Genomic DNA, 15450 nt, shown 5'->3' on the forward strand with positions numbered 1-15450 from the left:
GCTCCACGCCGGATCGCCGTGCCTCGCCCAGTATGCGTCGGACAGCCGGCGCGTGAGCGCGCCCGGTCGTCCATCTCCGATCGCCACGTCGTTCAGTCGCGTGACCGGTCGGTCGCAGCCGATCGGCTGCGACCGACGAGCGCGGCCGTGGCCGCGCCGCAACGAAAAACGGGCGCCCGAAGGCGCCCGCATCGTCAGCCATGACCACCACGCGTATCAGGTCACCGGCGCCGGGTTGAACAGCGTCAGCGCGTTCGCGAGCTTCCATTGCTCGGCCCACGTGCGGCGCTTGCCGCTCGCGACGTCGAGCATCAGCCGGAACAGCTCCCAACCCACATCCTCGATCGTGGCCGCGCCGGTCGCGATCTGCCCCGCGTCGAGATCCATCAGGTCGTGCCAGCGGCGCGCGAGATCGCTGCGCGTCGCGACCTTGATCACCGGCACCTGGGCGAGACCGTACGGCGTGCCGCGGCCGGTCGTGAAAATGTGCAGGTTCATCCCGGCCGCGAGCTGCAGCGTGCCGCAGATGAAGTCGCTCGCGGGCGTCGCCGCGTACAGCAGCCCCTTCTGCCGCGCGCGGTCGCCCGGACGCACGACGCCGGAGATCGGCGCGCTGCCCGACTTCACGATCGAGCCCATCGCCTTCTCGACGATGTTCGACAGCCCGCCCTTCTTGTTGCCGGGCGTCGTGTTCGCGCTGCGGTCGACGCGGCCGCGCTGCAGGTAGCGGTCGTACCAGTCCATCTCGCGGATGATCTCGCGTGCGACGTCCTCGTTCGCCGCGCGCGACGTGAGTTGCGCAACGCCATCGCGCACTTCGGTCACTTCGGAGAACATGATCGTCGCGCCCGCGCGTACGAGCAGGTCGGCCGCGAAGCCGACCGCCGGGTTCGCAGTGAGCCCGGAGAACGCATCGCTGCCGCCGCACTGCACGCCGACGACGAGATCCGACGCCGGACAGGTTTCGCGACGGCGACGGTTCAGCCGCTCGAGATGCGATTCCGCCATCTTCATGATCGAGTCGATCATCGAATTGAAGCCGACGTGCGCGGCATCCTGAAGGCACACGACGCCGCCGTTGTCCGTCGCGCCGTCGGCCGCGACCGGAATCGCGCCGGGCGGCAGCAGGCGCTCGGGCTGCAGCTTCTCGCAGCCGAGGCTGACCGTCATGACCTCGCCGCCGAAGTTCGGGTTCAGACTGATGTTGCGCAGCGTGCGGATCGGGATGTCGGCATCGGGCGCATCGATCGCGACGCCGCAGCCGTACGTATGCTCGAGCCCGACCACGTCGTCGACGTTCGGGTAACGCGGCAGCAGTTCGTCCTTGATCCGCTTCACCGCATGCTCGACGACGCCCGACACGCACTGCACGGTCGTCGTGATCGCGAGGATGTTGCGCGTGCCGACGGAGCCGTCCGCATTGCGGAAGCCTTCGAACGTATAGCCTTCGAGCGGCGCGAGCGCCGGCGCGGCGCGCGTCGCGAGCGGCAGGTCGTCGAGCCCCGGCGGTTCGGGCATGCGCATCGTGCGTTCATTGACCCAGCTGCCGCGGCGCAGCTCGGTGAGCGCGTAGCCGATCACGACGTTGTAGCGGACGATCGGGTCGCCGGCCGCGAGATCGGCGAGCGCCACCTTGTGCCCTTGCGGCACGCCTTCACGCAGCGTGAGCCCGTCGGCGAACGTCGCGCCCTCGGGCAAGCCGCCGTCGTTGACGACGATGGCGACGTTGTCGTCCGGATGCACGCGAATATAGAGAGGGGAAGCAGTCATCGGAATTCCTGGAAGCTACCGGTGATATCGTTAGTCATCATACGACATTCAACACCAATCCGGGATAGTACGTAAACCCTTATCCGGAAAGACCCTACCTATAATCCGAGCGCAAACTGCTTGCGCCACCCTTTCCCTCGTTGTACGATGACATACAACGACATCGCCAATGTGGCTCGTATGCCGTTCCCGACGAACCCAGCACTCGCGCTAGACGGACGACCCAACCATGACCTCACCGCAAGAACTCAAACAGATCATCTCCCACGGCCTGCTGTCGTTTCCGCTGACGGACTTCGACGCAGATGGCAGCTTCCGCCCGACCACCTATGCCGAGCGCCTCGAATGGCTGGCGCCGTACGGCGCGACCGCGCTGTTCGCAGCCGGCGGCACCGGTGAATTCTTCTCGCTCACGCAGCGCGAATATTCGGACGTGATCCGCGTCGCGACGGAAACCTGCAAGGGCAAGGTGCCGATCCTCGCCGGCGCGGGCGGTGCCACGCGCGTCGCCATCGAATATGCGCAGGAAGCCGAGCGCCTCGGCGCGAGCGGCGTGCTGCTGATGCCGCACTACCTGACCGAAGCCAGCCAGGAAGGGATCGCCGAGCACGTCGAGCAGGTATGCCGTTCGCTGAAGATCGGTGTCGTGGTGTACAACCGCGCGAATTCGAAGCTGAACGCCGACATGCTCGAGCGTCTGGCCGACCGTTGCCCGAACCTGATCGGCTTCAAGGACGGCGTCGGCGAAATCGAGAGCATGGTCACGATCCGCCGCCGCCTGGGCGACCGCTTCGCGTACCTCGGCGGCCTGCCGACGGCCGAAGTCTACGCAGCCGCGTACAAGGCGCTCGGCGTGCCGGTGTACTCGTCGGCGGTATTCAACTTCATCCCGAAGACGGCGATGGAATTCTACGAAGCGATCGCGAAGGACGACCACGCAACGGTCGGCCGCCTGATCGACGAGTTCTTCCTGCCATACCTGAATATTCGCAACCGCCGCGCGGGCTACGCGGTCAGCATCGTGAAGGCGGGCGCGAAGCTCGTCGGCCACGACGCGGGTCCGGTGCGCGCACCGCTCGTCGACCTGACCGATGCCGAAGTGGCCGAGCTGGACGTGCTGATCAAGAAGATGGGCCCGCAGTAAGCGGGTACGGCCGGCGCGGCGCCCTCTGCGGCGCGGCGGCCGGCTGGTTTGCCTGTCAGGCATCGCGGCCGGCTTTTGCCGGCCGCAGTCGTTTGTAGCGACAGCCGCGCGACGCACCCCGCCGCGCAGCACGCCATTCACATCTGCGCGATGACGCCGATGATCCGGTGACGCACGTTGCCGAGCTTGATCCGGGTCGCCTCGATCCGGCCCTGCGCACCCGCACGCACGCGCGCGTTCGATTCGCCGCCGAGAATCTGCCCCAGCACGTCGCGGTCGACGACCGCATCGAAGAACCGACCGACCGTGATCGTCGCGGACTGCTTCGCGGTGGTGAGCTGGCTGTTGGCCTGCATCAGCGCTTCGGTGCGCAGGTTCTGGTCGCGTTCGTCGATGCCGCGGCGATGCTCGAGCGCGAACACCAGCGCCTCCATGTCCTGCCTGAAGCGTCGCACGGCAAGGCCGAACATGAGCGAATGCGCGTCCGAGTCCGTCACGGGCCGCCCCTGGTTGATCGTCACGTCGAATTCGCTGCCGCCCAGGTCGCGCTGGAATTCCAGCAGCGCATTCGCGAGCACGCGCCCTTCGCTGTACTGGCCGATCCGGCTGCGCACGGAATGCGCGACGTCGCCGATCGCTTTCCACAATCCGGCGGCGAACAGGTGATCGCCGCGCTTGCTGATGTTCATCGGATGGCTCCTCGTTAGTCTTTTGTCGGGCTCTCAGGCTCGCCCGCGGGCCGGCCGGCCCGAGGCTTCGCTACTGTAGGAGAAATTCCGGCGACGCGGAAGCCGCCATGAAAAAAGCGGAGGCAGCCAGCCGGCCACCCCCGCTTTCATTCGTCCGGCAAGCAGGCCCGGGCTTGCGCCCCGAGCCGCCGCCCCCTTACTCCGCGTTGCCGTCCCGCAGACGCGGAATCGCGAGCGGATTGCTTTCCTGCAGTCCTTCGGGGAGCAGATCGTCCGGGAAGTCCTGGTAGCACACCGGCCGCAGGAAACGCTCGATCGCGGTCGCGCCGACCGACGTGACGGCCGGGTTCGACGTCGCCGGGAACGGCCCGCCGTGCACCATCGCGTCGCACACCTCGACGCCGGTCGGGTAGCCGTTGACGAGCAGGCGCCCGGCCTTGCGTTCGAGGATCGGCAGCAGGCGGCGCGCGAGCGGCTTGTCGTCGGCGTCCATCTGCAGCGTAGCCGTCAGCTGGCCTTCCAGCGCGTCGAGCACGCGCGCGACTTCGTCGAGATCGCGGCAGCGCACGATCAGCGATGCCGGCCCGAACACTTCGTGGCTGAACGCCGGCTCGGCCAGGAACGCCTGTGCGGCGACTTCGTACAGCGCTGCGCCCGCCTGACATTCGGTCTGCGCCGCTTCGCCCGAGCCGATTTCACGCACGCCCGGCAGTTCGGCCAGCTTGCCGCGACCGTTGCGAAACGCGTCGGCGATGCCGCGCGTGAGCATCACGCCAGCCGGCTTCTTCGCGAGCGCCTGCGCGGCGACCGACTCGAAGCGGTCGAGATCGGGACCGTCGATCGCCAGCACGAGGCCGGGGTTCGTACAGAACTGGCCGACGCCGAGCGTCAGCGAATCGACAAAGCCCGTCGCGATCGCATCGCCGCGCGCGGCCAGCGCGGACGGGAACAGCACGACCGGGTTGATGCTGCTCATTTCCGCATAGACGGGAATCGGCTGCGGGCGCGCGTTCGCGAGTTGCACGAGCGCCATGCCGCCCTGCCGCGATCCGGTAAAGCCGACGGCCTGGATCGCCGGGTGGCTGACGAGCGCCGCGCCGATCACGCGGCCGGGGCCCATCAGCAGCGAAAACACGCCGGCCGGCATCCCGCATTTCGCGACGGCGGCGCGGATCGCGCGGCCGACCAGTTCGGACGTGCCGAGGTGCGCTTCGTGCGCCTTGACGATCACCGGGCAACCGGCCGCCAGCGCCGACGCGGTATCGCCGCCGGCCACCGAGAACGCGAGCGGGAAGTTGCTCGCGCCGAACACGACGACAGGCCCGAGTCCGACCTTCTGCAGCCGCAGGTCCGAGCGCGGCAGCGGCGTGCGCGCCGGCTGCGCGGGATCGATCGACGCGGCGAGGAAACGCCCGTCGCGCACGACGCGCGCGAACAGCCGGAGCTGGCCGACGGTACGGCCGCGCTCGCCCTGCAGGCGTGCGACGGGCAGGCCCGTTTCTGCGTGTGCGCGTTCGATCAGCGCATCGCCGAGCGCGACGATTTCGTCGGCGATCGCTTCGAGAAACGCCGCGCGGGCCGCGAGCGGCTGTGCGCGGTACGCGTCGAAGGCGTCGCGCGCGAGTTCGCACGCGCGCTCGACGTCGGCCTGCGTCCCGACGCCGAACGCCGGCGCATCGATCGGCGCGCCCTTCGTCGGGTCGAACGCGCGCAAGGTACCGGCCGAGCCGGCCACCGCGTCGGCGCCGATCAGCATCTCTCCAGTCAGTTGCATGAGGTGTGCTCCGTGGTTCGGGAATGATGGGCTCATTGTAGCTCAACAGATACGATGTCTGCCGACGACATTTCAATATTCGCATGGCGTGCCGAACCTGCCATCGCCATCGCGAAAGCCTTATATATCTAGTGTACCCGCGTGTTTCTTACCTTTTTGCGTCATCTTTCAAAGGGAAAACCCGAGGTTTCTGCATCCTGTCATTACTCATAAAATTCCCGCCATGTCATACGACGACGTACATTAAAGTGCCCAATCAGACCACCTCTCGCGATCTCCCGATCGATCTCGCCGGCACCGCGCGCCGCACCGCCGTGCGTTACTGGATCCTGGCGATGCTGTTCGTCGTCACGACGCTCAACTATGCGGACCGCGCGACGCTGTCGATCACCGGCACGCCGATTCGCAAGGCCTTCGGCATCGATCCGGTGACGATGGGCTACATCTTCTCGGCGTTCAGCTGGGCGTACGTGCTCGCGCAGTTGCCGAGCGGCTGGCTGCTCGATCGCTTCGGCGCGCGGCGCGTGTATGCGACGAGCATCTTCCTGTGGTCGGCGTTCACGCTGCTGCAGAGCACGATCGGCCTCGGCGGCAGCGCGGCGTTCGCGGTGACGGCGCTGTTCGTGATGCGCTTCGCGGTCGGCATCGCCGAAGCGCCCGCGTTTCCCGCGAACGCGAAGGTCGTCGCGAGCTGGTTCCCGACCGCCGAGCGCGGCACGGCGTCGGCGATCTTCAACGCCGCGCAGTATTTCGCGGCGGTGGTGTTCTCGCCGCTGATGGCGTGGCTCACGCATGCGTACGGCTGGCATCAGGTGTACCTGTGGCTCGGCCTCGCCGGCATCGCGCTCGCGTTCCTGTGGCTGCGCGTGATGAAGGATCCGGCCGACCATCCGGCGGTGAATCGCGCGGAACTCGAGCATATCGAGCAGGGCGGCGGCCTCGTGCGCACGACGAGCCGGCCCACCGGGGCCCGCGCCAACGGCACGGCGTCCGCGGGCAATCGCGTCGCGGGCTGGTACTACGTGCGCCAGTTGCTGTCGAACCGGATGCTGCTCGGCGTCTATCTCGGCCAGTATTGCGTGAACGTGCTCACCTACTTCTTCCTCACGTGGTTCCCGATCTACCTCGTGCAGGCGCGCGGGATGTCGCTGCTAAAGGCCGGTTTCATGACGTCGCTGCCGGCGATCTGCGGGTTCCTCGGCGGCGTGCTCGGCGGGATGCTGTCGGATACGCTGATCCGTCGCGGCGTGTCGCTGACGCTCGCGCGCAAGATTCCGATCGTCGGCGGGATGCTGCTGTCGATGGTCATCATCGGCTGCAATTACGTCGACAGCGAAGTGCTCGTGATCGTGCTGATGGCCGTGTCGTTCTTCGGCAAGGGGATCGGCTCGCTCGGCTGGGCGGTCGTCGCGGACACCGCGCCGAAGGAAGCGATCGGCCTGTCGGGCAGCCTGTTCAACATGTTCGGCAACACGGCCGGCATCGTCGCGCCGATCGCGATAGGCTACCTGGTCGGCGCGAGCGGCTCGTTCAACGGCGCGCTCGTGTTCGTCGGGCTGAACGCGCTCGTCACGGTGTTCAGCTATCTCGTGATCGTGAAGGACATCAAGCGCGTCGAACTGCGTCACCGCGACGCGTGAATGTCGCCGGAAGGGGAAAACGGCGGCGGCCGCGCATGAGCGCGCCGCCGTTTTTTACATCGATCAGATCGATGCATGCGCGACGCGCAGCATGTCGTGCACGCCGGACGTCATCAGCGCGAGAAACGCGAGCAGGCCGACGTAGCAGAGCGCGTAGGTTGTCTTCGTCTCGACCGACGTCGCGTAGTACATGCGGTTCACGCGCGCGTCGGGATCGTAGCGCCACGCGCAGGCACGCGCGGTCGGCAATGCCGACCGAACCGGAATGCTTACCTCGCAGGTCATGTCCGGGGCGCGCGGGATTGCCTATCATCGTGGGCATGAACCCGACCGCCGCCCTTCATTCGCTCCCCCCGTCCGCCGGCCGCGCGTCCGGCATCGGCCCGCTGCTGCGCACGTGGCGTCAACGCCGGCGCCTGAGCCAGATGGCGCTCGCGCTCGAAGCGGAGGTGTCCGCGCGACACCTGAGCTTCGTCGAATCGGGGCGTGCGCAGCCGAGCCGCGACATGGTGCTGCATCTCGCGGAACGCCTCGACGTGCCGCTGCGCGAGCGCAATGCGCTGCTCGTCGCGGCCGGCTATGCGCCGCTCTTTCGCGAGCGGCCGTTTTCGGATCCGCAGCTCGATGTGGCGCGCGGCGCGGTCGAAGCGGTGCTGCGCGGTCACGAGCCGTATCCGGCGCTCGCGGTGGATCGTCACTGGACCTTGCTCGCCGCGAACCGGATGCTCGGCGCGCTGGTCGCGCAGGCCGATCCGGCACTGCTGCAGCCGCCCGTCAACGTGCTGCGCCTGAGCCTGCATCCGGACGGCCTCGCGTCGCAGATCGTCAACTGGAACGAATGGCGCGCGCATATCCTGCATCGACTGCAACGGCAGATCGACGCGAGCGGCGACCGCACGCTGCATACGCTGCGCGACGAACTCGCCGCGTACCCGGCGCCGGCCGGCCAGCCCGACGACGCGGCCGCGCGCGCCGATTACGCGGACATCGCGGTGCCGCTGCGGCTGCGCACGGCGGCCGGCGAACTGACGTTCTTCAGCACGACGACGGTGTTCGGCACGCCGGTCGACGTCACGCTGTCGGAGCTGGCGATCGAGGCGTTCTTCCCCGCGAATCCGCAGACGGTGGATGCGCTGCGCGCGCTGGCGGCCGCGTTGCCGGCGCAGTGAGCCTCGTCAACGGCGCTCGAGCGCCAGCTTCATGCCCGGCGAGAGCAGCACCGTGCCGCTCACCCGGTGCATGCGGATCAGGCGGCGCGGTTTGCGCCGGATCGTCGCCGACCGCATCCCGGCGCGCAACGCGACCGGCCCCTTGACGAGAAACGTCGGCCCTCACGCAGATCGAAGGCGTGCGCAACGCCGAAGCCGGGATTCCGCCGAAGCGCATCAAGCAGACGGTGCGCCTGCCGATCCAGGCATCGGCAAAACGCGCGCCGCGCGCCGCTTTCGTCCGATCATTGGGCCGGGACACTACAATGACACCCGTTCGTACAAGCTCCTGACATGCCGCTTGCCATCCGGGCCACGCCGGCGGCGGCCCCCTTCACTTGACGATACCGGCTCGCCCCGCTCCACCGGGGCCATTCCGGCAACGATTCCGCTCGGTCGCTCGCCTGTCTCATGATTCCCGCTCCGATTTTCTCCGGCACCTTCTTCGTCGCTCTCGCCATTTCGTTTCTAGCGGCCGTCGCCATGCTGCTCTGGGCCGTCGCGCTCGCGCTGTTTCCGCGTGCACGGCAATCGTTTCGCGCGCATCGCGGACGCTCCACCGCCATCCTCGCCGCACTGGGCGTGACGAGCAGTTTCTTCGTCTTGATGTGCGTGATCAGCCTGCGGGTCGAGCTGAACACCAGGAAGGAAGAAGCCGCGAAACATCCCGTGCTCGAGAAGCGCGAGCATCTGCTCGGCATCGACATGCCGCCCGGCACCCGGCTGTCGCTCTTCAACGCCGGCGACATGAAATCGATCGAGAAGGTCGAGTTCCCGCACGTGGTCGATGTCCACGGCATTCCGGCGGTGGCGATGAACGTCGGATCGGAATTCGACGATGAAGCGCCGCGGAACGACCAATACCCGCCCAGCCTCACCGCACTGCGGCTGACCACCACCGGCCCCCGAACAATCGACGGATGGATCTGCGGCGCGAACGAGCCGCTGGAAATCGTGTTGCGCAACGACGCGCGGATCCGGACGCTCTGGTTGTGCCACCTGGCCGACGGCAATCGCGTGGCCGGTGTCGCCGTGCCGGCCGGCTCGCGACTGATGAGAAGCACGACCGCCTACGGGGACGGCCTGCGCGACAACGACTATTGGGAGATCCGGGTCGCCGACGGCGCCGTGTTCGAGCTGTCGTCGCTACCGCTGCGGCATCCCGACGTGAGACTCGACCGGAACCGCAACATTCTCGCATTCGATTACGCGACGCTGGCGCGCGCGGCGAGCGTCGGCGACCTCACCTACCCGGCCGGCACCGACGTCAGGTTCGGCGTGCGCGGACTGCGCGAACACTATCCGGGCGCATGGCTTTTCAAGACCGCCCGGGGGCAGCACGCGGTCAGCAAGATCATCGGCCCGCTCGCCGATGGCGCATCGGTCGCGCAGGCGCCATCGGGCAAGGTCTACGCGATCTTCCCGCCCGAAGCGGAATGATCGGGCGACGCGATGGCCGGCGTCGGCGCCACACCGGTGCGTAACGCCGAAACGCGTCAAACCGGCGGCGCGTCCGCATCCAGAAACGCAACCGGTCGCCCCGCCGGCTGCCCGTTCAGCGCCCCGTCGCGCACGGCAGCCTGCCCGCGCACGACCGTATGCACGGGCCACCCGGTAACTGCGCAACCGTCGTAAGGCGTCCAGCCGCTCACGCTCGCGATCCATTCATTGCGGATGATCCGGCGCGCACGCAGGTCGACGATGCTGAAATCGGCGTCGTAGCCGAGTGCAATCCGCCCTTTGCCTTCGATGCCGAAGATCCGCGCCGGGCCGGCACTCGTGAGATCGACGAGCCGTTCGAGGCTCAGGCGGCCGGCATGCACGTGGTCGAGCATCAGCGGCAGCAGCGTCTGCACGCCGGTCATCCCGCTCGGCGACTGCGGATACGGGCGGCCCTTTTCTTCACGCGTATGCGGCGCGTGATCGCTGCCGATCACGTCGACCAGGCCGTCGCGAACGGCCTGCCACAGCGCGTGCCGATGATGCCGCTCGCGCACCGGCGGATTCATCTGCGCGAACGTGCCCAGCCGCTCGTAGCAGTCGGGCGCATGCAGGCTCAGGTGATGCGGCGTGACTTCGACCGTCACGCGCCGCCGATGCCGCGCGAGAAACGCCATTTCCTGCGCGGTGGAGACATGCAGCAAGTGCAGACGCCGCCCCGTCTGCGCAGCCAGTCCGACGATCCGCCGCGTCGCGATCAGCGCGCTTTCGTCGTCGCGCCAGCGCGGATGGTCGCGCACGTCGCCGCTCGCTTCGACGATCGCCTTGCGTGCGCGCAGCCGCGCTTCGTCCTCGGCGTGCACGGCCATGCGCCGACGGCCGTGCCGCAGGATGCGGCGCAATACGGTGTCGTCGTCGGCCAGCAGGTCGCCGAACGAACTGCCCATGAACACCTTCACGCCCGCGCAGCCGGGCAGGTTTTCGAGCAACGGCAACCGTTCCGCGTTCACGGCCGAGCCGCCGACGTAGAACGCGTAATCGGACCACGCCCGGCCGCGCGCAAGATCCAGCTTCGCTCGCAGATCGTGTTCGTCCAGCGTCAGCGGCTGCGTATTGGGCATCTCGAAGACGGTCGTGACACCGCCGAGCACCGCGCCGCGCGTGCCGGCCTCGAACGTCTCCTTGTGCATCAGGCCCGGTTCGCGGAAATGCACCTGGCTGTCCACGACACCCGGCAGCACGTGCAGTCCACCGGCATCCAGCAATACATCAGCGCCCCAGCTTCCGCGCAATGCGCCCAGCGCGACCACGCGGCCGCCCGCACACGCCACGTCGATCCGCTCGGCGCCGCAGGGCGTCATCACCGTGCCGCCGTGAACGAGCAGATCCGCATGACGCCGCGCTGCCGCGTCGAATGCGTCACCGTCGCCGGCTGGCTGTCGCATGCGCTCGGTCATCGGTCAGAACTCGTTCTGGATGTGCTTGTAGCCGAGCACCAGCGCATTGTTCGTGCGCGCGACGTCCTCGGAGAAGTCGCTCGCATCGGCGGTGACCTGCGGCAACGCCGCGAGGTCGGTTTCCGGCCCGATGCGCTCGGTCGAGCGCACATAGAAGCCCGGCGGCAGACGGCAGCCGTCGACGACCGCGTTGTAGCGCACGACGCAACCGTCGTCGATCGTGCAGTTGAACAGCACACTGTTGAACCCGACGAACACGCCGTCGCCGACCTTGCATGGCCCGTGCACGATCGCGCGATGCGCGATCGACGTATGCCGGCCGATGGTGACGCTCGCACCCGACTTCGAATGGATCACGACGCCGTCCTGGATGTTCGAATGCGCGCCGATCACGATCGGCGCGATCTCGCCGTCGGCATCCGTTTCGTCGGCGCGGATCACCGCGTACGGGCCGATGAACACGTTCTCCTCGACGATCACGCGTCCGCACAGAATGGCGGTCGGATCGACGAACGCGTTCGGGTGGATTTGCGGCAGGTCGCCGCGCGGGTTCTTTCTGATCATCTGGATTCCTGCGTTGAATGGATGCGATCGCGCGCGAGCCGGTCGAGCAGGCCGGGATCGCGCCACTGCGCGGCGATGGCCGGCGAGAACACGATCGCGTCGAGGTCGATGCGGCCCATGCGCGGATTGAACGCATCGTCGTGAAAGCACTGCGCGTAGCCCGTCTCGGTTTCGTGAACGATCACCGAGTGCAGGCGCACGTCGGCCTCGCCATTCGACATCGCGGCGCCGGACAGCACTGCATCGACAAGACGAAACAGCACGCGCGAGAACTGCTCGGCGCTCGGCGAAACGGGCAGCAGCACCCAACGCTCCGAGTGCCGGCGCATGCTGTCGACGTAATCGCGATCGTCCCCGGACCACAGCGTCACCGCATGGTCGAACGCGTCGATCAGGTCGCGCACGTCGCCTTTGAGAAGCCCGAAGTCGTACACCATCTGCCCGTTGTCGAGCGCATGCGCTTCGAGCAGCAGTTCGACCTTGTACGAGTGGCCGTGGATCGAATGCGAGCAGCGCCGTGTGCTGCAGCCGCGCACGATGTGCGCGTTCTCGAACCGGAACAGCTTGCGGATCAGCATGCGGGAACCCCGTCACGCGCCGGCGCCGCCCACGCGACCGCATCGTGCGGATGCAGGCTCTCCAGATGGCGCACGTGAACGCGCGGATTCGCATAAGCACTGTCCAGCGCCGCCTGTACGCGCCGCGCGGCATCCTCGACGAACATCAGGTTCTGGCCGTTCAGCACCGCGAACGCCTGTTCGTCCGCGCGCTTCACGGCGGTCTGCACCGGCGTGCCGAGAGCATGCTCGACGCGATCGATCAGCGCGATCAGCCCGAGGGGCGCGTGGCCGGCAGCAAGCCCGACGTCGACGACCGCTTCGCTGCGCTGACTGTGCGGCGTCGCTGCGGTTGCGTGTCGCTGCAGCCATGCGGCGACCGCGGCCGGTTCCACGCGATCGTCGCGGCCGAACGCGGCGAGAAACGCCTGTTCGACCCAGTGCCGCGACAGTGCGGCCGAGCACGGACACGTCGACGCATAGACGATCGTCACCTGCGCGTGCAGCGCAAACATATCGCCCGTCAGCGTCGCGTCGAGCCGCACCGGATACGACTTCCAGCCGGCCAGCCCTTCGGTAACGAGCGCCGGGCGGCGCGCCAGCAGGTCGAAATGCAGCCGCAGCCGTGCGCTGCGCGTGCCGCAGTCGCGATGACTGTCGACCATCTCGTGCAGCAAGTGTCGCAGGCAGGCCGCCGACAGCGCTTCGCCGTCGCCCAGCGTGTCGAGCAGCCGGTACAGCCGCGACATGTGGATGCCTTTCACGTGCGGCGCGGGCAGATCGACCTGTACGCCGGCGCGCGCATGCACGTCGCGCCGGCAGCCGGGCTCGGCCACCGCAACAGGGAGGTCGATGCCCTGCATGCCGACCCAGTCGAGCGGGCGGTGCCGCGGCGCGGCGTCGGTCACGGAAATATCGGGAAGCGGTGCATTCATGCTCGGAGTCCGGTGGAGCGCCTTCTCCATCCGGTTCGATGCAGGAAGCGCGTTCGGGTCAGGTCCAGTCGTGAAACGGGTTGTCCCACGTGATCCATCGTTCGGGGCCGGCGGCCATCTCGGTGTCGGTCAGCAGACACGCATCGAAGCGGGCACGCAGCGCCGGCTCGTCCATGTCCATGCCGATCAGCACGAGCTCCTGGCGCGCGTCGCCGACGCGCTCGTCCCACCGCGCGCGAATCTGCGCGACGGCCTCCGGATCCTGCGGCCAGCGCTCGGGCGGCACGGCCGCCCACCAGTGACCGGCCGGCCCGTGCCGCGCGACCGCGCCGGCCTGCGACCACGAACCCGCGATAGTCGGATGGGTGGCCATCCAGAAGAAGCCCTTCGAGCGGACGACGCCCGGCCATTCGCTTTCGACGAGATCGAAGAAGCGCTGCGGATGAAACGGCCGCCGCGCCCGATAGACGAAGCTGCGGATCCCGTATTCGTCGGTCTCGGGGGTGTGCGTGCCGCGCATTTCCTGCAGCCAGCCCGGCGCGAGCGACGCCGCATCGAAATCGAACAACCCGGTGTCGAGCACGCGCTCGAGCGGCACCTTGCCGAATTCGGCGATCTCGATCCGCGCGCGCGGATTCAGGCCGCGCAGCAGTGCGATCAGCCGCTCGCGGGCCGGCGCGTCGATCAGGTCGACCTTGTTGACCACGATCACGTCGCAGAACTCGATCTGGTCGATCAGCAGATCGACGACCGTGCGCGCATCCTCGTCGCCCATCGATTCGCCGCGCGCCTGCAGGCTGTCGCGCGACGCGTAGTCGCGCAGGAAGTTGAACGCGTCGACCACCGTCACCATCGTGTCGAGCCGCGCGACTTCGCCGAGGCTGCGGCCGTCCTCGCCTTCGAATGTGAACGTCTCGGCCACCGGCAGCGGCTCGGAGATGCCGGTCGACTCGATCACGAGCTGGTCGAAGCGCCCTTCGCGCGCGAGCCGGTCGACCTCGATCAGCAGATCCTCGCGCAGCGTGCAGCAGATGCAGCCGTTGCTCATCTCGACCAGCTTCTCGTCGGTACGCGACAACCCGGCGCCGCCGTCGCGGACGAGCGCGGCGTCGATGTTGACCTCGGACATGTCGTTGACGATCACCGCGACGCGGCGGCCTTCGCGGTTGTTGAGGATGTGGTTGAGCAGCGTGGTCTTGCCCGCGCCGAGGAAGCCGGACAGGACGGTCACGGGAAGCCGCGCGGACGGCGGGTGGGCGGTGTTCATCGGGCGATTCCGGAAGCGGGACGTTGGATAGGAAATGATATATTGTATCGCTACGATATAACATATCATTTCAGGCGTCCAGCATATGACGGCAAGGCGGCAACGAAAGCGCGGCCCTGGCGCCGCCCGCGGCATGCCGTTTGAAAGGTGGGGTTGATAAGCTGCCCGGCGAGACCGTCGGCCCTCTCCAAACACCATGAAAAACAAAACGCTTGCCACGCTGTTACTGTGCGCCGCCGTCCCCGGCGTCGCACTCGCCCAATCGGTCGCGGCGCCCGCGCTGAAGCCGGGCGATACCTGGACCTACATCGACACGGTCGAAATCGGCCCGAACGGCTGGCGCCAGACGCGCGACCAGATTTCCGTGCAGCGCACCACGTCAGATCACATCTACGTCGAAACCCGGCAGAGCGGCACGACGCAGGCGCCGCGCGAATTGATCGTCGACGCGGACTGGAGCCGTTCGCGCAACGTCAACGGCACCGAAACCGTGGTGAACCGGCCGCTTGCGTTTCCGCTGACGGCCGGCAAGATGTGGACGGTCAAATACAGCGAAGCGCACCCGAATCCGCAGCACGCATCGGAAGCGTACGACACGCATTACAAGGTGGTCGGCCCCGATACTGTCACCGTCGCCGGCGGCAAGTTCGATGCGATCAAGATCGAGGCCGAAGGGACGTGGAACGCGCAAACCGCGCCGGGGCAGTCGATCACGTCCGGCGTATCCCGCAACGCAGGCGGTTCGACGATCGTGATGCAGAGCCGCAACAACGGGACGGTGGAACTGACCGGCAAGACCTACAAGGCGTTCTGGTACGTGCCGTCGGTGGGCCGATGGGTCAAGTCGGTCGAGGAGTACTACGACGTGAACGGCGTGCGGACAGCACGCTATTCGAACGAACTGGCGTCGTACCAGCGCGCCGGGACAGCCAGCGGCGCGCCGTTGGCCGGCGGGCCGGCGACCGTGTCGCCGGAAGGCCCGCCGCCCGGCGATCAATGACGTAG

The 15450-nt window shown here is 67.7% G+C and carries 13 protein-coding genes and 2 pseudogenes; 5 read left to right on the top strand and 10 right to left on the bottom strand.

What is annotated here, in order from left to right:
* Positions 1-216: 216 nt before the first annotated feature.
* Positions 217-1770: a galactarate dehydratase gene (garD, locus tag DIE13_RS27185; RefSeq protein WP_124830163.1), complete on the bottom strand. Its 1554-nt coding sequence runs from the start codon at positions 1768-1770 to the stop codon at positions 217-219.
* 229 nt (positions 1771-1999) lie between these two features.
* Here garD and kdgD point away from each other — a divergent pair, with 229 nt between their 5' ends.
* Positions 2000-2914, top strand: a complete 915-nt coding sequence (kdgD, locus tag DIE13_RS27190) for a 5-dehydro-4-deoxyglucarate dehydratase (protein ID WP_124830164.1) — start codon at positions 2000-2002, stop codon at positions 2912-2914.
* A gap of 137 nt (positions 2915-3051) precedes the next feature.
* Here kdgD and DIE13_RS27195 read toward each other — a convergent pair whose 3' ends face one another.
* Positions 3052-3603, bottom strand: coding sequence for a hypothetical protein (locus DIE13_RS27195; protein WP_124830165.1), 552 nt, complete (start codon positions 3601-3603; stop codon positions 3052-3054).
* 196 nt (positions 3604-3799) lie between these two features.
* Positions 3800-5377: an aldehyde dehydrogenase (NADP(+)) gene (locus DIE13_RS27200; RefSeq protein ID WP_124830166.1), complete on the bottom strand. Its 1578-nt coding sequence runs from the start codon at positions 5375-5377 to the stop codon at positions 3800-3802.
* Positions 5378-5625: 248 nt separating this feature from the next.
* Between DIE13_RS27200 and DIE13_RS27205 the strand changes: the two genes are divergently transcribed.
* Entirely contained in the window at positions 5626-7017 is a 1392-nt protein-coding gene (locus DIE13_RS27205; RefSeq protein ID WP_124830167.1) for an MFS transporter, read from the top strand.
* Positions 7018-7080: 63 nt separating this feature from the next.
* On the opposite strand, the pseudogene DIE13_RS27210 reads toward DIE13_RS27205, so the two are convergent.
* Positions 7081-7245: pseudogene (locus DIE13_RS27210) on the bottom strand (site-2 protease family protein); the annotation flags it as partial.
* A 92-nt stretch (positions 7246-7337) separates the two neighbouring features.
* Here DIE13_RS27210 and DIE13_RS27215 point away from each other — a divergent pair.
* Positions 7338-8186 (top strand): helix-turn-helix domain-containing protein, encoded by an 849-nt coding sequence (locus tag DIE13_RS27215; protein ID WP_124830203.1) that lies wholly within the window; start codon positions 7338-7340, stop codon positions 8184-8186.
* A gap of 6 nt (positions 8187-8192) precedes the next feature.
* Here the strand turns inward: DIE13_RS27215 and DIE13_RS33560 are convergent.
* Positions 8193-8348, bottom strand: a pseudogene (locus tag DIE13_RS33560) (LysE family translocator); the annotation flags it as partial.
* 360 nt (positions 8349-8708) lie between these two features.
* Here DIE13_RS33560 and DIE13_RS27230 point away from each other — a divergent pair.
* On the top strand, positions 8709-9665 hold the full coding sequence (locus tag DIE13_RS27230; protein ID WP_124830168.1) for a hypothetical protein: 957 nt from the start codon (positions 8709-8711) through the stop codon (positions 9663-9665).
* A 56-nt stretch (positions 9666-9721) separates the two neighbouring features.
* Here DIE13_RS27230 and DIE13_RS27235 read toward each other — a convergent pair whose 3' ends face one another.
* The 5 genes from DIE13_RS27235 to zigA are packed head-to-tail and all read right to left on the bottom strand — an operon-like array spanning position 9722 to position 14445.
* The gene (locus DIE13_RS27235; protein WP_124830169.1) at positions 9722-11122 is read right to left on the bottom strand and encodes a dihydroorotase; all 1401 of its coding nucleotides are present in this window, start codon (positions 11120-11122) and stop codon (positions 9722-9724) included.
* Between the two features lie 3 nt (positions 11123-11125).
* Entirely contained in the window at positions 11126-11686 is a 561-nt protein-coding gene (locus DIE13_RS27240; RefSeq protein ID WP_124830170.1) for a carbonate dehydratase, read from the bottom strand.
* Entirely contained in the window at positions 11683-12264 is a 582-nt protein-coding gene (locus DIE13_RS27245; RefSeq protein WP_124830171.1) for a 6-pyruvoyl tetrahydropterin synthase family protein, read from the bottom strand. The genes DIE13_RS27240 and DIE13_RS27245 overlap by 4 nt, the downstream gene beginning before the upstream one ends.
* On the bottom strand, positions 12258-13178 hold the full coding sequence (gene folE2, locus DIE13_RS27250; protein WP_124830172.1) for a GTP cyclohydrolase FolE2: 921 nt from the start codon (positions 13176-13178) through the stop codon (positions 12258-12260). Before folE2 ends, DIE13_RS27245 begins: the two co-directional genes overlap by 7 nt.
* Positions 13179-13236: 58 nt before the next feature.
* Positions 13237-14445 carry a zinc metallochaperone GTPase ZigA gene (zigA, locus tag DIE13_RS27255; RefSeq protein ID WP_124830173.1) on the bottom strand — a complete coding sequence of 403 codons (1209 nt, stop codon included), beginning with the start codon at positions 14443-14445 and terminating at the stop codon, positions 13237-13239.
* Positions 14446-14641: 196 nt separating this feature from the next.
* Between zigA and DIE13_RS27260 the strand changes: the two genes are divergently transcribed.
* Positions 14642-15445 carry a hypothetical protein gene (locus DIE13_RS27260; RefSeq protein WP_124830174.1) on the top strand — a complete coding sequence of 268 codons (804 nt, stop codon included), beginning with the start codon at positions 14642-14644 and terminating at the stop codon, positions 15443-15445.
* Positions 15446-15450 lie beyond the last annotated feature (5 nt).

It is taken from the genome of Burkholderia sp. Bp9016 (assembly GCF_003857765.1).
Lineage (GTDB): Bacteria > Pseudomonadota > Gammaproteobacteria > Burkholderiales > Burkholderiaceae > Burkholderia.